Genomic DNA, 22,111 nt, shown 5'->3' on the forward strand with positions numbered 1-22,111 from the left:
GACAAAAGAAGAGTTAGCAAGAGAATTAGGAGCAACAAGATCTGCTTTTTTTTAAAAGTAATCCCAACAAAAGGTTGGATATTCTGGGAATAGATTATTGAATTTATGAAGAGAATTAAAATTATTGACCTCTATGTATCCAAGCTCATAAGCTTTTTGAGATGAAATGGTTCCTGCAATTATCTGAGATAAAATATTTATATTGAGTTCTATCTCGGGTTCTAAATTTTCTTTTTTCTCTAATTTTACTTTTCCATTTTCTATTTCTATTTCCCATATGCCATGATTCCAGTTAGCATGCTCGTCTTTAATTTTTATTACAATCTTATCTTTTATATTCTCATCATATTTTAACGAGGAAAGAGCTTTTTCCACATCAATGACCCTTATCATAAAAGTTGGTTCAACAAGACATTCACCTCTTGGATTTGGAAGAATGAAAGGTAAAAGGTCATTGAGAGGAACGGTCCATTCAACTTCTTCTATGGTCATGGCTTGTCTTGAAAAAAGGCTTAAAAATCCTCTATAGGCAGAGTTATTCAGGCATATCATTTCTCTAACCACAACTTTGTTTATATTTGTCTTTTCTACACTATAAAGAAGATATCCTTCTATATCTTTGTCCTCATAGATGTAAAGATAGGTTAAAGTACGAGTTCTAAAAATTATACTTTCCCATCTTTCTTCAGTTCTTTTTATGGTACCTGAAAAATTTTTAGAGTGTTTGTCATATACAGGTTTTATAATTTTCCAGTCTTCAAGAGGTATCCTTTTTACTTTTTCCATCTCAGAAAATTTAGGTATAGAGTAGGTTTTTCTTTTATATCTTTTTTGGAATCCTCCAAGCTCCCAACCAAAGTTTCTGTAAAATTCAAAAGAAAAGGGATATAAAGAAGAAAAAGCACTACCACTTTCCTTAGAGATTCTTATAGACTCTTTTAGTAGATAATGTACATAATTTTTGCCTCTTTTTTCTGGGAAAGTTGCCACTCCCCCTATTCCTGAAAAAGAAAAAAGCTCTCCTCTTACATAACCCTCCATAGGGATGATATTTAAGGCTGAAACTAATCTATTATTTTCAATGGCTCCTATACAATTTCTTATGCTCTTTTCATTTACCCATGTGCTTACCTGCTCATAGGGAAAAGCAAAAGATTGGCTCCAAAGCTCAATTAATTCATCCATATAAGAAGGATTTAATCTTATGATCTCCATCTTTATCCCTCCCAAAATTTTTGGTGAATGAGCTTTACTAAGGTATGTCCCTTGAAGGGATAGTCTTGAGTTACCTCCCAGAACATGATTCCCCCAAGATTATTCTTGATCACATAATTGCATTTTTCTAAAATAGATTCTTCATCGTCATAGGAGTACATAATTTTTTCTTTTGGATTCCAAAGCCAAGGAACTTTTGCATACTTATCTCTGAACTTGATGTAGTTGGGGTCATTTTCAATAACTCCCTTTATGAAAAAGAAGGGGTTACTTCCTGAAGGATGATCCTCGTTATCAAATATTCCATAAGGGATTCCTTTTACTTTTGCAAAAAGTCCATTATGTCCATCATCTTCACATATCCATCCTTTTCCATAAAAAGGTACCCCAAGAACAATCTTCTCTGGAGGTATGCCAAATTTTAAATACTCCTTCACTGCAAAATCACAATTTGCCCTTTCTCTACTTTTTTCATCAGGGTCTTTAGGATTTCCATAAAGGGGAGAATGATGGTTAGTATATTTGTCCCATATACCATGAAAGTCGTAGGTCATAAGGTTTATGAAATCAAGAAATATGTGGTATTTATCTGGTTCTGTATTATGGATTTGAGTATAACTTGCTGGTGCTGCTATGGTAAGGAGATAATTCTCGTTTTCTTCTTTTAGTACGTCTCTTAAAGTCTTTAAAAGTAGGGTAAAATTTTCTTTATCTTCAGGACGAGCTTTATTAGTAGGAAGTCCTCCACTCACAGGAAATTCCCAGTCAATATCTACCCCGTCAAGATTAAATTCTTTTATTAATTCTAAAGCGCTTTTTGCAAATTTTTTCCTATTTTCCTCATTTAATGCTACATCAGAAAATTCTCCAGAATCTGTCCATCCCCCTACAGAAATCAACACCTTTACATCTCTATACTCTTTTTTATATTCTTTTATCTTTTCCATGTTGGAATAAAAAAGATCTTCCTCAATGGGATGTAATTTTCCCTCTACGATTTTGGCGAAGGCATAATTTATGTGAGTTAGAAGTTTCCAAGGAATATCTTCTACGGAGTAATTTAGGTATTCATCCTTTACTTTCCACTCGGGGAAGTAGGCAACTATTCTTTTTGGAGACATTTGTAAACCTCCCTTATAAAATGTTAATCTTATTTTAACACACATTCTCTTAATTTTTATTTTACTTTAAATGCTATTTAAATTTTATTGTATATGCTCTAATCTGGAAGAAAAATTTGAAAGGGGGTCTCTAAGGATGAAAATGGATAGAATTATTTCTAAAGCACTGCTACTCTCAGTTCTGATCCTAACTTTTGTTTTCTTTTCCTCTCCTTTAGGGATAGCTCTTCAGTCTTCCTCCTCCCTTTACAAAGGGAAACCTGTAAAATATATTTTTTGGTTTATTGGAGATGGAATGGGTTTAAATCATGTTTATTTAACTGAGACTTTTCTTAGTAGAAATTCTCAGTCTCCCTCTATTCAAAAATTAAGTTTTACTCAATTTCCCAATACGGGATTGATGACTACTTATGCGGCCGATAGCTATATTACCGACTCCGCTTCTGCTATTACTGCTATGGCTTCAGGAAAAAAGACCAATGATGGAGTAATTAATATGGATCCTCAACTTAAGTTTAAGTATAAGACTGTAGCTGAAACAGCAAGGGATTTAGGGTATAAGGTAGGAGTTTTGACCAGTGTCTCTATAGATCATGCAACTCCTGCAGGTATGTATGCTCATCAACCAAGTAGAAATAAATATTATGAAATAGCTCTTGAACTTTTTGAGAGTAAATTTGATTATTTTGGAGGAGGAGGTTTCTTGCAGCCAAAAGGAAAGGATGGAAAGCGAAAGGATGTATATGAAATAGCAAAGGAGAAGGGATACAGAATTGTGGATAAGATTGATGAGTTTTGGAAGTTAAGAAAAGGAGACAGTAAAGTAGTTGCCATAAATCCAATATTAGACTCTTCCAAGGCATTACCCTATGCAATAAACCGCTTGAGAGGAATAGATATGGGACTTTCTCTTGCAGACTTTACAAGAAAAGCTATAGAACTCTTAGACAATCCTAATGGTTTCTTCATAATGGTAGAGGGTGGAAAGATAGATTGGGCTGCTCATGCTAATGATGCTGCTACGGTCATTTATGATGTTTTAGATTTCAATGAGGCTATAAAGGTGGCATTAGAATTTTATAAGAAGAAGCCTTTTGAGACACTAATCATTGTAACCGCAGATCATGAAACAGGCGGTTTGAGTATAGGTTATGCTGGAACAAGATATGAAATTTACCCCGAAGTTCTTTCTTACCAAAAGATATCCTACGATGAGTTTTCAAAGATAGTTAATGATTATAGAGGTAGGGTAAAGAAAGAAGAAGCTAAACTTTCTGATCTTCTTCCTCAAATTAAGGAGTATTTTGGACTTGAGGTGCTGAGCCCTGAAGTTAAGAAGGAGCTTGAAAATAAGGCAAAATCTGGAGACAAAGAGGCAAAAATTAGGTTGCAACTTGCTCTAAATGATATGGAACTTGATGAGCTTGAAAAAGCTTTCAGACTTTCCATGATGGATCCTAAGGAAAGACCAAATGATTATAAGACATATCTCTTATATGGTGGATATGATCCTTTAACGGTAACTATAACTCATATCCTAAATCAAAAAGCTGGAATATCTTGGACTTCCTATTCTCATACTGGTATGCCTGTTCCTGTATATGCTGTTGGTGTTGGATCCTATATTTTTGCTGGATATTATGACAATACCGATCTTTACAAAAAACTCATGAGTTTAATAGGAGCAGATCCCTATAAAGATAATACTCTTTCCTTGGCTAACATTAAAGAATTAGCATTAAGCAAGTAAAATTTTAGGGGAGGGCTCTCCCTACCCCTTTTTGAAGGAGGGATTTTATATGATTATTGAAGGATATTTGGAGATTTTTGATCTTCTTACGTTGATAAGTTTTCTCTCCTACTCTAATAAAAGTGGTATTCTTATGTTGGGGGTGAATCATAATGAGGGTGTCATATTTTTTAATAATGGAAATATAGTAGATGCTTTTATAGATGGAAAGCAAGGTGAAGAAGCTCTAATGCATCTTGTTTTAAATTACCCTGTGTTGAGCTTTAGTTTTTATCAAGGGGAAATTTTGCGAGAAAACAAAATTAATAAATCTTCTGAAAAATTAATACTTGAACTCCTGAAGGTTTTTGATGAAAATAATAATAAAGATATTCTTTTAGTTGAAGGTTAAAGATGATTAAGAAGAGAATTCTCTTTATATGTACCCATAATTCTGCAAGGTCTCAAATGGCAGAAGGAATTGTGAATGCCTTATATAGAGATAGATATGAAGCTTATTCTGCAGGAACAGAACCCAAAGGGGTAAATCCATTGGCAATAGAAGTTTTAAAAGAAATAGGGATTGATATTTCTCATCATAGAAGCAAAAGTATTGAAGAATTCAAGAGGCAGGAGTTTGACTATGTAGTTACCGTTTGTGATAATGCCAAGGAAAATTGTCCCTCTTTTTCCAGGAGGTAAGAGATATATTCATAGAGGGTTTATGGATCCAGCAAGCGTAAAGGGAAGTTATGAAGAAAAACTTTCTGCTTTTAGAAAAGTTAGAGATGAGATTTTAAATTGGGTAAAAGAGTTTTTTATTGAGAATAAAGAGGAAGGAGTATCCTTCTTTACCCCATTGAATAAAATTTAAAAGGAGAGGTCTCTTATGATTGTCAAAGATAGAGTGAAAAAACTTGAAGAAATTATCAATACTCTTGAGGAACTCAAAAATAGATTCTCCTTAGAAGATATAAAAAGGAATAAAATAACTCAATGGGCATTAAAATATGGGATTTATCTGTGTATAACCGGAATAGGCGAGATTGCTTGTGGAATTATAGACGAAAGAAAATTAGGTAATGCTAAAAACTATAAGGAATGTATTGCATTATTAGGAGATAATAACATCTTGGACAAATCATCCGTTGAGAAATTAATAAGCTATATAAATATAAGGGAGATGTTGAAACGCTCTTATATTGATGTGGATCTCGAAAAGCTCTATCTTCTTACTGAAAAGCTTGATTTTTTTAAGGATCTTATCAGCAAGGTTAAGAACTTTGTTTGATCATTATTTGTTCTTGCTAAGAAATTCTAATATCTCATTTACATCAGGAAGTTCCCTTATGGGATATATTTTGAAGAAAACTATTTTGCCATTTTCGTCTATTATTATGTTTGCTCTTTCTGAAAATCCATCTTCCTCTCGGAAAATGTTATATAGCTCTGCTACCCTTCCATGGGGCCAAAAGTCAGAGAGAATTTTTAGGTTTTTTAAGTTTAGGTTTTCGGCCCATGCTTTTTTAGATGGTACAGGATCAACACTTATACCCACGGGTATGGTATTGAGTTCTAAAAACTTATTATAGTTTTCTTCAAGAGAAAGCATTTGTTTAGAGCATACAGAAGTCCATGCAAGAGGGTGAAAAGAAAGAAGTATTTTCTTCCCTTTATAATTTGATTGCCTATTTCTAACTCTCTTTTATTCATTTTTAAACCTCTTTAAAAAGAGTAGATAACTCAATGTATTAGAGCAAAAAGGCTGAAAAAAATTTATACACAATCTCTTGATAAATATATTTTTTAGGTGTATATATGTAAATAGCATATATATGGAGGTAAAATAATTGAAAGGTTTTGGACTTGGATTGGGAATGGGAAAAGGAATGGGATTTGCTCCTGGATTTTGGCTTAGGGCTTTTGTTCTTTTTGCTCTTTCTAAGGAAGAGCTCCATGGGTATGAACTTTTAAATATGATGGAGAAATATTTTCCAGAGTTTAGTTTTTATAAAGGACCTTCAGGAATGGGAACAGGATACAGGATTTTAAGAATGCTTGAGATGGAGGGTCTTATTGGATCTCGTTGGGAGACAGGGGAAGGACCTGCTAAAAGGGTATATTTTCTCACTCCATTGGGAGAAAGGGTTAAAAATGAGATTATTGAATATATCAAAGATATGAGAGATAGAATTGAAAAATTTTTAGAATTTGCAGAAGGAAAGGAGGTGTAAAAAGATGAGATGGTGGTATGGCCGTGGTTGGGGTCGTGGATGGGGCTTTGGTGGTTATGGCGCTCCTTGGTGTCCATGGTCTTACTGGAACTTAGGTCGTAGATGGTGGTGGAGAGGCGCTGGCTATTATCCTTATGGGCTTACCGAGGAAGAGGAAAAAGAGCTTTTGGAAGAATGGAAGAAGGATCTTGAGGCGGATTTGGAAGACATAAAGAGACGTTTAGATGAAATTAAGTAAGAAATGGGGCGGGATTTTTCCCGCTCCTCGAATTAGAAAGAAGATTTAGAAATGGATGTTGGAGATATTTACCTTATACGAGAAGAGTAAAGGGGGAGATAATACGCAAAATTGGATAACTGGTTTTATATTATTTGGTTTTACCTTAAGTTTATATATTGTCTACTTTGGAAAAAAATAGAAATAAACTCACAAAAACTTTTAAAAAGTCTCTAAGAATGTTTATCCAAAATTCAATTAGACTTTTTGCCATATTTGTAATAATAGGTCTTTTAGAAAATTTTCTTTCTAAAGAGGCAGTAGGAAATTTTCTTTTAAATTTTTCAGGGTTAAAGGGGATTCTCTTAGGAGATTTAATAGGAGCTATAATGATGGGACCTATTGCGTCAGGATATCCTATCAAAGGAAAGTGGCTTTAAAGGTATGCTAATAGGTGCTATCTGGGGAACTTTAATGGTAGGGCCTGCTTATGCCTTCTTTCCATTTTTCAGGGAGATGATAAATAAAGGAGTAAGAGTAGGGGTGATAGCAACTACTATAGGTGCTTGGGCAATAAAAGTTCCTTGGATACCTTTTGCTATAACTCTTCTTGGGATAAAATATGTACTTTTGTTAAATCTCTTTGTTTTTGTATATGCTATGCTTTCAGGTTTATTTGTTGAGTATTTTATGACTCATTTTGGGAAAGGAGGTCAAAAATGAGAGGATTTCATAATCATGAACATCATGAACATAGAAGTGGATTAGGACCTGAGGGTTATTGCATATGTCCTAAATGTGGGTATAAAAAAGTTCATACCCCTGGAATTCCTTGCCGAGATGAAAGATGTCCCAATTGTGGTGTTGCTTTAATTAGAGAGGGTTCTGAACACCATAGGGTGATAGAAGAGAGGAGAAAAAAGAATGAGAAATGAAGATATTTTAAAACAAAAAGAGAAGATCAATGAAAGAATGAGCAAAATTAAGAACAAGATTGTGGTAATGAGTGGAAAAGGTGGAGTTGGTAAAAGTACTGTTGCAGTAAATCTTGCTATCTCTTTTGCCTTAAGGGGATACAAAGTGGGACTTCTTGATGCTGATATTACAGGTTATAGTGTACCTAAACTTTTAAATTTAACTTCTGAAAGACTTTATAACGCTGATGAGGGGATACTTCCTGCGGAAACTAATATGGGAATTAAAGTGGCATCTGCGGGTTTTCTTGTGGAAAATGAGGAAGCGCCAATAATATGGCGGGGTCCTTTAAAGGTTTCATTGATTAGAGAATTTTTATCAAGCATTATTTGGGGAGACCTTGACTATCTTATAATTGATCTTCCTCCTGGAACAGGTGATGAGCCATTAAGCATAGCACAAGATATACCTGATATAAGTGGAGCGGTAATCGTCACTATACCATCAGATCTATCTCAGAAAGTAGTAAGGAGAGCTGTAAATTTTGCAAAGGCATTAAACATGCCTATTATTGGAATAATTGAGAATATGAGTGGTTTTGTATGTCCTCATTGTGGAGCAAGGGTTGACATATTTAGTAAGGGGGGAGGAGAAAAGATTGCAAAAGATTTAAACGTACCGCTTCTTGGGAAAATCCCATTGGATCCAAGGGTAGCAGAAAGCGGAGATAATGGTATTCCATTTATTATCACTCATAAAGATTCTGAAGTATCAAAGGTATTTATGGAGATTGTGGAGAAAATTGAAAATTTTTTAAAAGGGAGGTAGAGAAGATGAAGATTGCAGTTGCGTCTAATGATGGAAAGAAAATTTCTGCTCATTTTGGAAGAACAAAAGGTTTTGTTATCTTTGAGATTGAAAATGGAGAGATAAAAAGTAGAGAGTATAGATTGAATACTTTTACAGGACATGCAAGAGGCTTTAGCCATGATGATCCAGAGCACCATAAATATACTCATCCTGCAATAATAGAAGCCCTAAAAGATTGTAAAGTAGTAATATCTCATGGAATGGGAAGAAGACTTTATGATGATTTGACTTCTGCAGGAATAGAGGTATATGTCACCGATGAAACTGATGTGGATAAGGCAATAGAGCTTTATCTTAAAGGAGAACTTACTAATGTATCAGAACTTCTTGACTAAGATTACAGTACTTTGTGATGATAGGCTATCTCCCCCTCTTTTTTCAGAGCATGGGTTCTCAGTGCTTATTGAGAGAGAGGGGGAGTCCCCTATTCTTTTTGATACAGGAAGCTCTGATGTATTTATTAAAAATGCAGAAGTTTTAGGAAAGGATCTATCAAAAGTAGAAAATATAATTATAAGTCATGGACATTATGACCATGCAGGGGGCCTAAAATATCTTTCTAAATCTCATAGGAGGTTTAGGATTTTTCTTAGGGAAGAGGCTTTTTTACCTAAGTATAGTGATGAAAGATTTACTGGAGTAGATTGGGAAAGTTTAAAAAGTTTTTTAGAATTTGTAATAGTTAAAGATGAAGTATTAAAAATATCAGATTCCATTTATATTTTTGGATCCGTCCCATTTCAAAATGATTTTGAAGAACCAGATCCTCATTTTTATGTAGTAAAAGAAGGGAGAAAATTAAGGGACTTTTTTGATGAAGAAATAAACTTAATAATAGATGAAGGAGACGGCATTATTCTTATCACTGGGTGTGCTCATAGGGGAATCGTAAATATAGTAGAATATGCCATAAAAAAGTTTAATAAAAAGATTAAACTACTTATGGGAGGCTTTCATCTTTATAAGGCACCAAGCTCAAAAGTAGAAAAAGTAATAAATATCTTACAAAAATTTAACATCGATAAAATTATTCCTTACCATTGTTCAGGGGAGGAAATGATAAAAATTTTAAATGAAAGAGAAAACTTTAGAAAAGCTTAGAGATTACTTTGCTAAACAAAGAATATACTTAGGAAATATCCTTATGCTAACAAGTTATTGGCTCTTAATAACTTGTTAGCATAAGGATATATTTAGTTATCCTTTTATCTTGAAAGGACTGCGATGAAATACATTCCACCTCCTGTAGGAAAATTACAACTTATTAAAAGTCCAGAATTAGGATCATATTCAAACTGAGCGATAGGGGATCCACTAAACTGCACCTGGGTTAAAATTCCTCCGTATTGCCCTCTCCCTGCAACAGTCCACGAAAATCCTATTTGGGGAATATTTAAAATAGAATTTGTTTTAAGCAGTTGAGGATGGATATAAAAAGGACCTACATATTGATTACCATAGCTTTTAGATGCTTTAGAACCATATGAAGTATTCATTTGGCTTGAAAAGGTGAGAATAGAACCTGTGCTTTTAGCTAAACTATATGATGTTGTTCCAAAGGGAGTAGGGTTTGAAAGACTTGTTGTTCCTCCAAAAAGACTTACTGAGGAGTAGAGCTGATAACTAGGTGATGCTTTTACAGCAGGAGGCATGGTATTTATGGAGGGTAATGAGGTCTGGTACACTCCTAATAGGTCAACGTTTATTACTGTAGAAGAACCATCTCCATATTTTTCTAAAATTCTTACTTGTTGTATCAAACCATTTTTGTCGTAAACAAAAAAGTACCTAGTCATGGATTGATAATCTGAAGATTCTAAAAGGTAGTAATACAAGTTATTTCCTGCAGTTCCTGTTTCTTGCCTCATTCCTTGTGGAAATCCTGCAGCTTGAGCTTTTCTAACCTCATCTTGTACTTCCTTAGGGTCTAAATATACAACACCTTTTAAGGGTTTAATACTGGAACTATATGAGGGATATCCTGCTGCAATAAATATGTCAAAGCCAATGCCATAAGCCATATTGTTTTCAATATTGGTTATAACGTAAATTTGATATCCTTGACCAGTACCTGCTGATGTTTGATCTCCTGATCCTCCCTGGAATTTATAAACTGCAACTAATCCAGGCTTTATCCAAGAAGGAACTTTGTTAGATTCAGGTAGCAGATCTTGTAACGTTAGTCCTTGCTGAGCAGAAGCTGAAAAAGACATTAAAAGAAGGGAGATTAAAAGGAAGATTAATATGAGTTTTGTTTTCATATTATTTCCCCCTTAAATTAGACTTATAACTATTATAATCTTTATAAAATTAAAAATCAATGATAAAGAATAAAAGGTATCCTCTCCTCTTAAAGAGAAAATTTTTCTCTTATTTCTTGTGTAGTATAATTTTTAACATGAAAATATTAATAATTGAGGATGAGAAAAAGTTAGGGACAGCTCTTAAGAAGGGATTAGAAAAAGAGGGTTATGTAGTAGATTTAGCTTTTGATGGCGAAGAGGCAAAATATATTATAGAAAATAATTTTGAAGGTTATGATTTGGTAATATTGGACATTATGCTACCTAAAATAGATGGCATTTCTTTATGTAAAGATTTGAGAGCAAAAAATTTTCAAGCCCCTATATTAATGCTTACTGCCAAAGATAAAGTAGAGGATAAAATCTTAGGACTTGAAAGTGGGGCAGATGATTATTTAGTAAAACCTTTCTCTTATGAAGAATTGTTAGCTCGGATTAGAGCTCTTCTTAGAAGACCTAAGAATCTGATGCCTACAGTCTTAAAAGTAAAAGATATTTCCTTAGATACAGTTTCTAAAAGAGTTTTTAGGGGAGATATAGAGATCTTACTAACAAACAAAGAATTTGCTATCTTGGAGTACCTTATGAGGAATGTGAATAGGATTATAAGTAAAGAACAAATTATATCTCATGTATGGGGCTACGAATCTGATACTCTTAGTAATGTAGTAGAAGCTCATATAAAGAATTTGAGAAAAAAATTAGAAAGGAAAAGGGATGAAAATATTATTGAGACCATTAGGGGAATGGGTTATCGGATTAAGGAGTAATATATTTATAAAATCAAGGATAAAGTTGACATTAGTTTATATAATAATTACTTTATTTATTCTTATCTTTTTTAGTTACTTGCTTTATACCAATTACTCTAGAGAGGTAGAAGGAGATTTTGAGGGAGATATTAGTGACAAAGAGCAATTAGTTTTGGCTCAAAGAAGCTTGGAACGATTAAGAATTCAAATAGTAATGGTAAGTGGAATTACTTTAGGATTAGTTGGAATTGTTAGCTTTATTCTTTCAGGAATTACTTTAAAGCCTATAAAAGAAAATATGGAAAGGGAAAGAAAGTTTATATCTGATGTAGCACATGAATTAAGGACTCCTCTTGCTATTATGAAAACTGAGTTAGAAGTTAGTTTAAAAGATCCTAAAATAAATAAAAAACAATTATTGTCTGTTTTACAGAGTAACTTAGAAGAGGTAGAAAGACTTACTAAGTTGGCTGAAGATCTTTTGTACATTTTTAGGTTAGAAATCAATGAAGTCGATTCTAATCTTGAAAGAATTTCTATCAAAGATATATCAGAAAAAGTAATAAAACTAATGACTCCCTATGCTAAAAAGAAAGAAATAGATATAGAGTTACAAACTTCGGAGGATCTTTATATATTAGGAAATCCTGAAGAGATTCGAAGGATTCTTTTTAATCTTATAAAAAACGCCATTGATTACAATAAATATAAAGGAAAAGTAAAAGTAAGGTTTATAAAAGATAATAAATATTTAGTATTAGAAATTGAAGATACAGGAATAGGAATACCTAAGGATGAGATTCCTCTTATATTTAATAGATTTTATAGAGTAGATAAATCCCGTTCTTCTCAGATACAGGGGACAGGATTAGGATTATCTATAGTTAAAGGTATTGTTGACAAATATAATGGAAAGATTATAGTAGAGAGCAAATTAGGAGAAGGCACTATTTTTAAAATACTTCTTCCTATTTAATCTGAATCTTCATCTAAAATTCATTTTATCTTCATTTTGTCTTCATCCTCCTTTCCTATAATCTTTCTTGAAATTGAACGGAAAGGAGGTGAAAAAATGAAAAAATTACTTATCTTTTTAGGAGTGGCTATTCTTACCTTAGTGGTAGTTTTTGGAGTATCCAATATAACAAAACAAAAGGTATATGCTCAAACATCAACACTAACTCAGACCTCTACCACAATTCAGACTCAACAAAAAGCTGTAGATAACGATCAAGAAATAAAAGATGATCAAGAGATAGAAAAAGGAGAAGTAGAAGAAGCAAAAGAAGTAAAAGAGATTGAGGATGACAATCTTCCAAACGGTGGGCATCAAGATCCTGAAGGAGTAAATGTGGATCACCAATTTGAAGGAGTAGAGTAAAGGATTAGTAGAACCCTCCCAGTTTGACCCTCACCAAAGTCTTTTTAATGGGACTTTGGTGAGGGTTTTTTATTTTTTATGTTGACTATTTTCATTTTTTATATATAATTAGTTTAAGCTAATAATGTTAGCTCAAACTAATTTAGAAGGTGAAAAGATGTATGAATTAATAATTTATCTTGCTAAAAGTAAAGGTGTTTTAAGTTTAAAAGATTTAGAGGATATTACAGGTTTAGATAAAGAGGAACTACAGGAATATATAAAAGATTTTCATGTGAGACATGTCTCTTGAGAAGCATATGTGGAAAAGGAGGAGAGGTTAGAGATGAATCTTTTTCTTACAGAAAGTCTTGAAGATTATATTCTCTCTATTTATGAATTGCAATCTCGAATTGTGAGAATAAAGGATATTGCAAGACTTAAGAAAGTAAAACTCCCATCAGTTGTGAATGCTATAAAAATTCTTTCTGATATGGGTTTGGTTGAACATGAAAAGTATGGGTATGTTACTCTTACTGATTATGGTATAGAGGTTGCTCAGGAACTTTATAGAAGAAGAAAATTACTTTTTAGATTTTTTACAGAAATACTTGGGGTAGATGAAAACACTGCTTTACAAGATAGCCATAGAATAGAGCATGATTTATCTCCTAAGTCTTTAGAAAAGCTTACAGAGTTTACAGAAAGATTTATTAAATCCAGAAAGGAGGAAAAAGACATGCCTTTAACCCTAAAGGATTTAAAAGTAGGCGAGGAAGGGAAAATTGTAGAACTTAGAGGGGGTGGAGGAATAATTAGTAGACTTCTTTCTATGGGAGCTGTTCCCGGCACTATTGTAAAGGTGGAAAAGATAGCACCCTTAGGAGACCCTATAGAGATTTTAATTTTAGGATATCATCTTTCTTTAAGAAAAGAAGAAGCAGAAAAGATTTTAGTGGAGAGGATATGATGGCTTTATCATTTGTAAAAGAGGGACAGGAAGTAAAAGTTATAGCCATACGTGGAGGAAAAGGTGCTGTTCAAAGACTTGCAGAGATGGGGATTTTGCCAGGGGTAAGGATAAAAGTAATTTCAAATTCTGGAGGACCTATAGTTATTGCCTTGGGAAATTCAAGAATAGCCTTAGGAAAGGGTTTAGCTTCTAAAATTATTTGTGCTTAAAAGGAGGAAAATCTCTATGGAGAAAAAAGTTATAAAAGTTGCTTTAGCAGGGAACCCTAATAGTGGGAAATCTACAATTTTTAACGCCCTTACAGGAGGGCATGCTCATGTGGGAAACTGGCCAGGAGTTACAGTGGAAAGAAAGGATGGTACCTTTAGGTATAGAGACTACGAGGTGATAGTTACTGATCTTCCTGGAACTTATAGCCTTACTGCCTTTTCTATTGATGAAAGGATAGCTCGGGACTTTATACTTAAGGAGAAACCTGATGTGGTAGTTTGTGTGGCTGACGCTACAAATCTTCTAAGAAGTCTTTATCTTTTTGTTCTTTTAAGGGAGTTGGGAGCTAATGCTATATTAGATTTAAATATGGGAGATTTAATAGAGGGAAAAATAAAGGTAGATATAGAAGGAATGGAAAAAGCTTTAGGAGCTCCTGTGGTTATAACTTCAGGGATAAAGGGTACTGGAATTAATGAACTTAAAGAAGAAATTGTAAAGGCAAAAGATAGGGAGGTAGCTCCCTTTAGAATTAACTATGGAGATATTGAAGAAGCCATAAGAAAATTAGAGGATAAGCTTTCTGGTTATTCTTTACCTTATGATAAAAGATTTTTAGCTTTGAAGCTCTTAGAAGGAGATCCTATTTTCAAAGAAGAGCTAAGAAGTTTGGGATATGAAGAAATAGTAGAATTAGCAGAAAAAGAGGCTTTAACATTCGAACAAAAATTTGGATATGATTTGGAGACAGCAATTATTGAAAAAAGATATGGTTATATTGATGCTATTGTAAGAAAATATACTCAAAGAATTGCACCTATAGAGGAAAAACTTTCTATTTCAGATAAAATAGATAAGATTGTTATTAATAAGTATTTAGGCATTCCTATTTTTGCTTTGTTTATGTGGATAACCTTTGAACTAACTTTTAGAATTGGAGGCTTCTTCTCAGATTATATAGATTCTTTCTTTAGTGGTTTAGGAGGAATTCTTGAAAATTATCTTACCTCTATTAATGCTCCTGTTCCATTAATATCTTTTATAAAAGACGGTATAATTGGTGGATTAGGGTCTGTGATTGTTTTTCTACCGAATATTTTAGTTCTATTTCTATTTCTCTCATTCTTAGAAGATGTGGGATACATGGCAAGAGCTGCTTTTGTGGTGGATAAAGCTATGTATACTATAGGGCTTCCTGGGAGATCTTTTATACCTATGATTTTAGGATTTGGCTGTAATGTTCCTGCTATTATGTCTACAAGAACTATTCCTGAGGAAAGGGATAGAATATTAACAATTCTTATAAATCCCTTCATGTCTTGTACTGCAAGGTTGCCTATATATGTTCTTTTTACAGGAATATTCTTTGAGAAAAATCAAGGTCTAATCATACTATCTTTATATGCTTTAGGGATTTTTGTTGCTATTTTCTCAGCAAAGATCTTTAGAACTATCATTCCTTCTCTTAAAGGTCCTATTTCACCGTTAATTATGGAACTTCCTCCTTATAGGCTTCCTACCTTAAAAGGGGTATGGATTCATGCTTGGGAGAGGAGTAGGGAATTCTTAAAAAAAGCCGGAACTATAATTTTCCTTGGAGTTGTATTGATTTGGTTCTTAGCAAGTGTACCTTTTTCATCTGAATACGGTAGTGAAGAAAGTATTATTGGAAGATTAGGGAAAATAATAGCTCCTCTTTTAGGACCTGCAGGATTTCCCTATTGGCAAATAGCAGTAGCTTTGCTTTTTGGAATTTTGGCTAAGGAAGTGGTGATAGGAACCTTAGGTACCTTATTTGGGGGAGAAGAAAATCTTGCGAAGGCTTTACAAAATCTTTTTACTCCTCTTTCTGCTTACTCTTTTATGATAATGTCACTGCTTTATATGCCATGTTTGGCTACTATTGGAGTAATTAAGAGGGAAACCAATTGGAAATGGGCTCTATTTTCTGTATTTTACAGCATTTTGGTAGGATGGACTATAAGTGTACTTTTTTACCAGATAGGTAGAGTTTTTGCAAAATAAAGGTTATTGATAAGAAATTTTTAAATGGTAAAATATAATCCAATATGGAGATTTTTAACAAATATTTTAAAGAATATGATTGGTGGTATGAAGAAAATAGGTGGGTCTACCTTTCAGAGGTAGAAGCCCTAAGGAAGGTAATTCCAAAAGGCAAAAAGGGTTTAGAGATAGGTGTTGGTACAGGAAGATTTGCAAAAGAGCTTGGTATTGAATACGGTATAGATCCATCTGAAAAGATGCTTTCAATTGCTAAAGAGAGGGGAATAAAGGGTTTTGTGGGGAGGGGGGAGAGCTTACCTTTTTCTGATAAAGAATTTGATTATGTGGCTCTGATTATTACATTGTGTTTTGTAGAAAACCCTGATAATGTAATAAAGGAATCAAAAAGGGTTTTGAAAGATGGTGGGAAAATAATTATAGGGATAATAGACAAAAATAGTTCCTTGGGAAAACTTTATTTAGAAAAGAAAAAAGAAGGACATAAATTTTATAAATATGCTACTTTCTTTTCTGTAGATGAAGTGGTAGACTTATTGAAAAGGCATGATTTCAGGGATTTTGTTTTTTATCAAACTCTTTTCAAGCCTTTAGAGGAGATAAAAGAGATAGAAGAACCTAAGGAGGGTTTTGGGGAAGGAAGTTTTGTAGTTATTTCAGCAGAGAAAAGTGGAAAAATAGATTAAATACGTGATATTCTCTAAAAAGTTTTATAGACTAATGGGTATGACTTTATGGACCTTCCTATAGATATAAAAAAGAAGTTAAAAGAATTGAACATAGGTATAATATATCTTTTTGGATCTACAGTTTTAGGAATAGCAAAGGAACATAGCGATATAGATATAGGAGTTGTATTTATAGATCCTTCTGTATTAGAAGATGTTAGATTATCATTGGAAATTTACAATACTCTTTATGGAATTTTTTCTACCCTCTTTCCCAAAAAAGAGATAGATATAGTCTTTCTGGATAAAGTACCTTTAACATTGAAATTTGAAGTTGTTAATTCAGGAGAAATTTTATATAGCATATCTAAAGACTTTCTGGCAAACTATAAGGAAAGAGTAGTAAAAGAGTATATAGATTTTAAGCCCTTAATGGATGAACAGGATAAAATTTTGCTAAAAAGGTTAAAATGATTATTCCTTTAAATAAAGAAGTAATTCTTTCAAGAATAAGGGAAATAGAGAAAGGAAAAGAGAAACTTTTGAGATTTAAGGATTATTCCTTAGAGGAGTTTAAAAGTGGAGAAAATTTTGCTATTGCCGAACATTATTTAAGGAGGGCATTAGAAGCGGTTTTTGATATTGGCAACCATATTCTATCAAGAATTCCAGGAATAAGAGTTTCTACTTATAAAGATATTGCTTTAAAATTGGGGGAGTATGGCATTATTCCAGGAAAATTTGCAAAAGAAGTACTTGTGAAAATGGCAGGATATAGAAATAGACTTGTCCATTTTTATGCTGAAGTTTCAATAGAGGAGTTGTATTATATAATTCAAAATAATTTAAACGATTTTGACGAATATTTGAAATATATTAAAGATCTACTGGAAAATCCTGAAAAATTTGGTCTTACTCTTGAATAAAAAGATTAAGAAAATTGTACTAATCTTTCTACTTATGTGGTAACTCTCTCAAAATCCGACCTGTAATCAGTATTAAAAAAGGATGCCTCATCATAAATAGGGAGTTCTTTCCTTTGCAGTTCCCATAGGAGGTAACTAATATGTCTTTACTCCTTCTTGTTAAGAGCTAATGAGATTCCTTAGATTAGTCCTAATGTTGAAGAAATATAAGAATGGTTACAGGTTAGGTCTTGATTTTTGTTGCAAAATTTTAAGATTCAATATATAAAATAATAACAAGTAACCTAAACAATAGGAGGTTTCTAAATGGCAAGTATCAGGGATGTAGCAAAACGTGCGGGAGTAACAGTGACAACTGTTTCAAGAGTATTAAATAATAGGGGTTATATAAGTGAAGAGACAAGAAAAAAAGTTTACAAGGCTATGGAAGAACTTAATTATCAGCCTAATGAGCTTGCAAGGGCGTTATATAGAAAGCGATCATATTTTATTGGCTTGATAATACCTGATGTTTCTCATCCTTTTTTTGGTGAAGTTGCAAAATACATAGAGTATTATGCTTACTTAAGAGGGTATAAAATCCTACTTTGTAATTCATATTTAGATGAAAAAAAAGAAAAAGAATATATCAATATGTTGAAAAGACACCAAGTAGATGGAATAATCATGGGAAGTCATACTTTAGATGTGGAAGATTATAAAAAGGTTAATTTACCTATAGTTGCTTTGGACAGATTTTTGTCAGAAGATATACCTTATGTTACCTCTGATAACTATAGAGGCGCTGTTATGGCTACAAATCTTTTAATAGAAAAAGGATGCAGATTTTTGGCACATATTAGTGGGCCTTTACAATTAAATACTCCTGCCAATGATAGGTATTATGGATTTATGCATGTAGTTTCTCAAAGGAGTGTAAAACATGTAGTGGTAGAGACCAGATTAAACAAATTTGACATAAACGAATATAAAGACATTGTTAGTCAACTGTTTAAGAAGTATCCAGAGATTGATGGGGTTTTTGCAAGTAGCGATTTAATAGCAGCAGTAGTTATTAGAGTTGCTGAAGATTTTGGAAAAAAGGTTCCTGAGAGTTTGAAGGTTGTTGGTTTTGATGATGTTAATATTGCTTCTATTATGAAACCTTCCATAACTACTGTGAGGCAATATAAAGATAAAATGGCTCAGAAGGCTATCGATTTAATTATTAACAAAATAGAAGGAAATAATGTAGAAGTTAGCAATGTTATTCCAATTGATTTGATTGAAAGGGAGTCGACCTAATCATAGTTTTTTTTGTTTTCTCTGTTAACCGGTTGACATATAAAAATTTTTACTGTAAAATTTATTCTGTAGATTTTTAATGAATTTATATGTTAACCGGTTGACATACAATTATTTGTAAGAAAAGTTGGTTTTAAGCATAAAAGGAGGTGATTTAGAGGGGTTAAATGACGAGAGCCACTTAGTCTTCTCTTATTTTAATATAAGTCTAGTGGGGAGGTGTTTATAAATGAAGTTGAGGAAGGTTTTAAGTTTAATTTTAGTTTTGAGTTTTATTATCTTTTTGAATTTGGGAGGTCTTAATGCAGCTGAAAAGGTAAAGATTACATTGTTAAGTACAAAAGGGGAAATTAATGCTGCTTTGGAAGAAGTAGCAAAGGATTTTTCTAAGGATTATCCTAACATAAGTTTAGAGATTATTCCTGTTGGGGTTGGCCAGTCTCCTTTTGAAAAACTTTCTACAATGTATGCATCAGGTAATGCACCTACTCTTGCAATGATAGATGTAAATGATGTGCCTAAGTTTAAAGAAAATTTCTTAGATCTGTCTAATGAAGAGTGGGTAAAAGATGCAGTAAAAGGAGCCTTGAATGATATAACCTTTGACAAGAAAGTGATGGCTTTTCCTTTTACTATTGAAGGGTATGGCTTAATATATAATCAACAGGCTATTGAAAAAGTCATAGGTAAATTTGATCCTAAAACTATTGATACAAGAAACAAATTAGAAGCTTTATTTAAGAAATTAGAAGAGAAGGGTTTAACTCCTATTGTGGTATCACCTTTAGACTGGTCTTTAGGGGCTCATTTTTTAACTATAGGTTATGTTACCCAATCTTCTGATCCTAAAAAGATTGATAAATTTATTGAAGATCTGAAAGCAGGGAAAATAGATTTGAGTAAAAACAGAAAGATGAATGGCTTATTAGATACTTTGGATATGTGGAAAAAATACAACTATCTAAAGAGGTCACCTCTTGCAGGAACCTATGAACAAGGGGCTCAACTTTTAGCAACTGGAAAGGTTGCATTTTGGTTTATGGGAAATTGGGCATGGCCGTTAATTAAAGAGGTTAATCCTAATAATGTACAATATGGTTTCCTACCTGTTTTTGTAAGTAATATTCCTAATGACTATGGTAATAGAGAAATTCCTGTAGGAGTAACTAAAGTGATAGGAATAGATATGAAACAGAATAGCAGAGAGCAACAAGAAGCAGCTAGGACATTTTTAAACTGGCTTGTTTATAATAAAAACGGACAGAATGCTTGGGTTAACAAACTTAGTGTTATAACTCCATTTAAAAATGTAAAATTGACTCCTAACGATCCTCTTGCAAAATCAATATTTGAGTATATGAATCAAGGAAGAACTTTAAGATTTTTGGTCACATTGCCTCCAGATCATTGGCCTACTGTTGGTGCTTCTATGCAAAAATACTTAGCTAATGTTATTAGTAGAGAACAGCTTTTCAAAGAAATAACTGATTATTGGAGAAAAGTTAAGTAATTTAAGTAGTCCTCAGGGGAGAGGGTAGTTTAGATTTTAACTATCCTCTCCCTAAGAATATTTTTGGGAGGAAGAAAGAATGATTAAACCTAAAAATATTAGAAATCTTAGGACTTATATAATCTTTGCCGGTATACCTACATTAGCTTTTCTTACAGTAGTAATTTTACCGTTTATATATGGAGTTTATCTAACATTTACCGATTTTAATGCTGTTGAAACTGTGAACCAGTTTTTAAGTAAGTTTGTTGGCTTATCTAATTATGTGAAGGCAATTTCTGACTCTGCTTTTAGAGAATCGTTTTTAAAGACCTTTAAGTATGTATTTTATACTATGGTATTTACTAATCTTATAGCTTTCTTTTTAGCTTATATACTGACAAGTGGGATTAAAGGACAGAATTTTTTTAGGGTTGCCTTTTTTACTCCAAACCTTATAGGTGGAATTATATTAGGCTTTATCTGGCAGTTTATATTCAATAGTGCATTTCCTTATATAGGGTATAAACTAAATATTCCTCTTTTTTATGATTCATGGCTTGCTACACCTCAAAAAGCATTCTGGGCATTGGTAACAGTTACTGTGTGGCAATATGTGGGGTATATGATGATGATCTACATAGCAGGGTTTGTTAGTATACCTCAAGATTTATTAGAAGCTGCTACCATTGATGGTGCTGGAAAGTGGCATAAGTTAGTAAGAATTATCTTACCCCTTATGGTTCCGTCGTTTACAGTTACAATATTTTTAACTTTACAAAGGAGTTTTATGGTATATGATTTAAATCTTGCTTTAACTAGGGGAGGTCCCTTTAAAAGTACTGAGCTTGTATCGATGCATGTCTATAATGAGGCTTTTTTATATCAAAGGTATGCTATAGGTCAAGCAAAAGCACTTATTTTATTTATTACTGTAGCTTTAATAACCATGATTCAAGTTTATTTCAGTAAGAAGGCTGAGGTGGAGATATAGATGAATATTGTCCAAAAGTTAACAAATTTTTTGAAATTCGCAGCTATTCTAACTATAGCAATATTTTATATGTCTCCTTTTCTAATGGTTATTGTTAACTCATTTAAGCAAACCTCTGAGATTATATTAAATCCCTTTAAATTACCGGAGAGTTTTTCTTTTGCAAATTATCTTAGTGCTGCAATCAAAATGAAGTATTGGAATGCCTTCTTAAATACCTTGATAATTACATCTTTTAGCATCACCTTAATTGTTATTTTTTCCTCTATGGCTGCGTATATATTTGTTCGTAAGAATTGGAGTATAAATAAAATTGTATTTTCTATGATGATTGCTTCTATGATAATCCCGTTTCAGTCCATAATGATTCCTCTTGTTAAAATATATGGATCACTTAACCTACTTAATAACAAGTGGACTTTAATTTATATGTACTTAGGCTTTGGTACTTCTTTTGCGGTTTTTATGTATCATGGATTTATTAAAGGGATACCTTATGAATTAGAGGAGGCAGCGTTAGTTGACGGAGCTAGTGAGTTTCAAACCTTTTGGAAAATAGTTTTTCCTTTATTGAAGCCGGTTACTTATACGATTGTAATACTTGATAGTTTATGGATATGGAACGATTTTTTATTACCAAGTCTTGTATTGATATCTGCTGAGAAAAGAACACTGCAGCTTTCTACTTTTTATTTTTATGGAACCTATAATACAGATTATGGTTTAGCTATGGCTGCGCTTATGTTAGCTATAATTCCAATAATTATTATATATTTATTATTGCAAAAATATATAATAGCTGGTATAATGAAAGGAGCGATAAAATAAC

At 32.8% G+C, this 22,111-nt stretch carries 28 protein-coding genes and 2 pseudogenes; 26 read left to right on the plus strand and 4 right to left on the minus strand.

The annotated features are described in order from the left end of the window. Positions 1-51: 51 nt before the first annotated feature. Together ACP5QL_RS06670 and ACP5QL_RS06675 are read right to left on the minus strand one after the other, a co-directional pair. Positions 52-1,215 carry a GNAT family N-acetyltransferase gene (locus tag ACP5QL_RS06670; RefSeq protein ID WP_272995946.1) on the minus strand — a complete coding sequence of 388 codons (1,164 nt, stop codon included), beginning with the start codon at positions 1,213-1,215 and terminating at the stop codon, positions 52-54. A gap of 2 nt (positions 1,216-1,217) precedes the next feature. Next, the gene (locus ACP5QL_RS06675) at positions 1,218-2,336 is read right to left on the minus strand and encodes a glycoside hydrolase family 18 protein (RefSeq protein ID WP_424662347.1); all 1,119 of its coding nucleotides are present in this window, start codon (positions 2,334-2,336) and stop codon (positions 1,218-1,220) included. 136 nt (positions 2,337-2,472) lie between these two features. On the opposite strand from ACP5QL_RS06675, the gene ACP5QL_RS06680 reads away from it, so the two are divergent. From ACP5QL_RS06680 to ACP5QL_RS06695, 4 genes and pseudogenes are all read left to right on the plus strand, one after another. Then, the gene (locus ACP5QL_RS06680) at positions 2,473-4,086 is read left to right on the plus strand and encodes an alkaline phosphatase (protein WP_428126305.1); all 1,614 of its coding nucleotides are present in this window, start codon (positions 2,473-2,475) and stop codon (positions 4,084-4,086) included. A 49-nt stretch (positions 4,087-4,135) separates the two neighbouring features. After that, entirely contained in the window at positions 4,136-4,477 is a 342-nt protein-coding gene (locus tag ACP5QL_RS06685) for a DUF4388 domain-containing protein (protein WP_428126308.1), read from the plus strand. A gap of 2 nt (positions 4,478-4,479) precedes the next feature. Next, a pseudogene (locus tag ACP5QL_RS06690) lies at positions 4,480-4,939 on the plus strand (arsenate reductase ArsC). Positions 4,940-4,954: 15 nt separating this feature from the next. Beyond that, on the plus strand, positions 4,955-5,356 hold the full coding sequence (locus ACP5QL_RS06695; protein WP_273333216.1) for a DUF86 domain-containing protein: 402 nt from the start codon (positions 4,955-4,957) through the stop codon (positions 5,354-5,356). Between the two features lie 3 nt (positions 5,357-5,359). Here ACP5QL_RS06695 and ACP5QL_RS06700 read toward each other — a convergent pair. Then, positions 5,360-5,749, minus strand: a pseudogene (locus ACP5QL_RS06700) (redoxin domain-containing protein); the annotation flags it as partial. Between the two features lie 166 nt (positions 5,750-5,915). On the opposite strand from ACP5QL_RS06700, the gene ACP5QL_RS06705 reads away from it, so the two are divergent. From ACP5QL_RS06705 to ACP5QL_RS06740, 8 genes are all read left to right on the plus strand, one after another. Beyond that, on the plus strand, positions 5,916-6,299 hold the full coding sequence (locus ACP5QL_RS06705) for a PadR family transcriptional regulator (RefSeq protein WP_428126312.1): 384 nt from the start codon (positions 5,916-5,918) through the stop codon (positions 6,297-6,299). A gap of 4 nt (positions 6,300-6,303) precedes the next feature. Beyond that, the gene (locus ACP5QL_RS06710) at positions 6,304-6,537 is read left to right on the plus strand and encodes a DUF5320 family protein (protein ID WP_428126315.1); all 234 of its coding nucleotides are present in this window, start codon (positions 6,304-6,306) and stop codon (positions 6,535-6,537) included. A gap of 218 nt (positions 6,538-6,755) precedes the next feature. Further along, entirely contained in the window at positions 6,756-6,956 is a 201-nt protein-coding gene (locus tag ACP5QL_RS06715) for a hypothetical protein (RefSeq protein ID WP_272995860.1), read from the plus strand. Next, positions 6,919-7,239 carry a hypothetical protein gene (locus ACP5QL_RS06720; RefSeq protein WP_272995858.1) on the plus strand — a complete coding sequence of 107 codons (321 nt, stop codon included), beginning with the start codon at positions 6,919-6,921 and terminating at the stop codon, positions 7,237-7,239. Before ACP5QL_RS06715 ends, ACP5QL_RS06720 begins: the two co-directional genes overlap by 38 nt. Then, positions 7,236-7,451, plus strand: coding sequence for a ferredoxin (locus tag ACP5QL_RS06725; RefSeq protein WP_164930997.1), 216 nt, complete (start codon positions 7,236-7,238; stop codon positions 7,449-7,451). The genes ACP5QL_RS06720 and ACP5QL_RS06725 overlap by 4 nt, the downstream gene beginning before the upstream one ends. Continuing rightward, positions 7,441-8,259: an Mrp/NBP35 family ATP-binding protein gene (locus tag ACP5QL_RS06730; RefSeq protein WP_273333220.1), complete on the plus strand. Its 819-nt coding sequence runs from the start codon at positions 7,441-7,443 to the stop codon at positions 8,257-8,259. Before ACP5QL_RS06725 ends, ACP5QL_RS06730 begins: the two co-directional genes overlap by 11 nt. A gap of 5 nt (positions 8,260-8,264) precedes the next feature. Beyond that, positions 8,265-8,636: a NifB/NifX family molybdenum-iron cluster-binding protein gene (locus ACP5QL_RS06735; protein WP_012582909.1), complete on the plus strand. Its 372-nt coding sequence runs from the start codon at positions 8,265-8,267 to the stop codon at positions 8,634-8,636. After that, positions 8,614-9,402, plus strand: coding sequence for an MBL fold metallo-hydrolase (locus tag ACP5QL_RS06740; protein WP_012582910.1), 789 nt, complete (start codon positions 8,614-8,616; stop codon positions 9,400-9,402). The genes ACP5QL_RS06735 and ACP5QL_RS06740 overlap by 23 nt, the downstream gene beginning before the upstream one ends. 104 nt (positions 9,403-9,506) lie before the next feature. On the opposite strand, the gene ACP5QL_RS06745 is transcribed toward ACP5QL_RS06740, so the two are convergent. Further along, a complete protein-coding gene (locus ACP5QL_RS06745; RefSeq protein WP_012582911.1) occupies positions 9,507-10,562 on the minus strand; it encodes a hypothetical protein in 1,056 nt (351 codons plus the stop codon). A gap of 137 nt (positions 10,563-10,699) precedes the next feature. On the opposite strand from ACP5QL_RS06745, the gene rppA reads away from it, so the two are divergent. The 14 genes from rppA to ACP5QL_RS06815 all read left to right on the plus strand — a co-directional run bounded on the left by rppA (position 10,700) and on the right by ACP5QL_RS06815 (position 22,110). Next, positions 10,700-11,374, plus strand: coding sequence for a two-component system response regulator RppA (rppA, locus tag ACP5QL_RS06750; protein ID WP_012582912.1), 675 nt, complete (start codon positions 10,700-10,702; stop codon positions 11,372-11,374). Next, positions 11,322-12,332, plus strand: coding sequence for a sensor histidine kinase (locus tag ACP5QL_RS06755; RefSeq protein ID WP_273333224.1), 1,011 nt, complete (start codon positions 11,322-11,324; stop codon positions 12,330-12,332). Before rppA ends, ACP5QL_RS06755 begins: the two co-directional genes overlap by 53 nt. A 96-nt stretch (positions 12,333-12,428) precedes the next feature. Next, positions 12,429-12,737 (plus strand): hypothetical protein, encoded by a 309-nt coding sequence (locus ACP5QL_RS06760; protein WP_012582914.1) that lies wholly within the window; start codon positions 12,429-12,431, stop codon positions 12,735-12,737. Between the two features lie 157 nt (positions 12,738-12,894). Beyond that, positions 12,895-13,029, plus strand: a complete 135-nt coding sequence (locus ACP5QL_RS06765) for a hypothetical protein (protein ID WP_278007864.1) — start codon at positions 12,895-12,897, stop codon at positions 13,027-13,029. 33 nt (positions 13,030-13,062) lie between these two features. Continuing rightward, entirely contained in the window at positions 13,063-13,686 is a 624-nt protein-coding gene (locus tag ACP5QL_RS06770; RefSeq protein ID WP_012582916.1) for a DtxR family transcriptional regulator, read from the plus strand. Then, entirely contained in the window at positions 13,683-13,898 is a 216-nt protein-coding gene (locus tag ACP5QL_RS06775; protein ID WP_012582917.1) for a FeoA family protein, read from the plus strand. The genes ACP5QL_RS06770 and ACP5QL_RS06775 overlap by 4 nt, the downstream gene beginning before the upstream one ends. 16 nt (positions 13,899-13,914) lie before the next feature. Beyond that, positions 13,915-15,924, plus strand: a complete 2,010-nt coding sequence (gene feoB, locus ACP5QL_RS06780; RefSeq protein ID WP_428126330.1) for a ferrous iron transport protein B — start codon at positions 13,915-13,917, stop codon at positions 15,922-15,924. 44 nt (positions 15,925-15,968) lie between these two features. Further along, positions 15,969-16,607, plus strand: coding sequence for a class I SAM-dependent methyltransferase (locus tag ACP5QL_RS06785; protein ID WP_272995737.1), 639 nt, complete (start codon positions 15,969-15,971; stop codon positions 16,605-16,607). 48 nt (positions 16,608-16,655) lie between these two features. After that, positions 16,656-17,063, plus strand: a complete 408-nt coding sequence (gene mntA, locus ACP5QL_RS06790) for a type VII toxin-antitoxin system MntA family adenylyltransferase antitoxin (protein WP_272995735.1) — start codon at positions 16,656-16,658, stop codon at positions 17,061-17,063. Further along, positions 17,060-17,515, plus strand: coding sequence for a type VII toxin-antitoxin system HepT family RNase toxin (gene hepT / locus ACP5QL_RS06795; protein WP_012582921.1), 456 nt, complete (start codon positions 17,060-17,062; stop codon positions 17,513-17,515). The genes mntA and hepT overlap by 4 nt, the downstream gene beginning before the upstream one ends. 306 nt (positions 17,516-17,821) lie before the next feature. Continuing rightward, positions 17,822-18,799, plus strand: coding sequence for a LacI family DNA-binding transcriptional regulator (locus tag ACP5QL_RS06800; RefSeq protein ID WP_272995731.1), 978 nt, complete (start codon positions 17,822-17,824; stop codon positions 18,797-18,799). Positions 18,800-19,028: 229 nt separating this feature from the next. Continuing rightward, positions 19,029-20,309, plus strand: a complete 1,281-nt coding sequence (locus ACP5QL_RS06805) for an ABC transporter substrate-binding protein (protein WP_273333230.1) — start codon at positions 19,029-19,031, stop codon at positions 20,307-20,309. Between the two features lie 79 nt (positions 20,310-20,388). Continuing rightward, positions 20,389-21,282: a carbohydrate ABC transporter permease gene (locus ACP5QL_RS06810; RefSeq protein WP_012582924.1), complete on the plus strand. Its 894-nt coding sequence runs from the start codon at positions 20,389-20,391 to the stop codon at positions 21,280-21,282. Further along, on the plus strand, positions 21,283-22,110 hold the full coding sequence (locus tag ACP5QL_RS06815; RefSeq protein ID WP_012582925.1) for a carbohydrate ABC transporter permease: 828 nt from the start codon (positions 21,283-21,285) through the stop codon (positions 22,108-22,110). Position 22,111 lies beyond the last annotated feature (1 nt).

This window comes from Dictyoglomus sp. (assembly GCF_049968615.1).
In the GTDB taxonomy this organism is placed as follows: domain Bacteria; phylum Dictyoglomota; class Dictyoglomia; order Dictyoglomales; family Dictyoglomaceae; genus Dictyoglomus; species Dictyoglomus turgidum.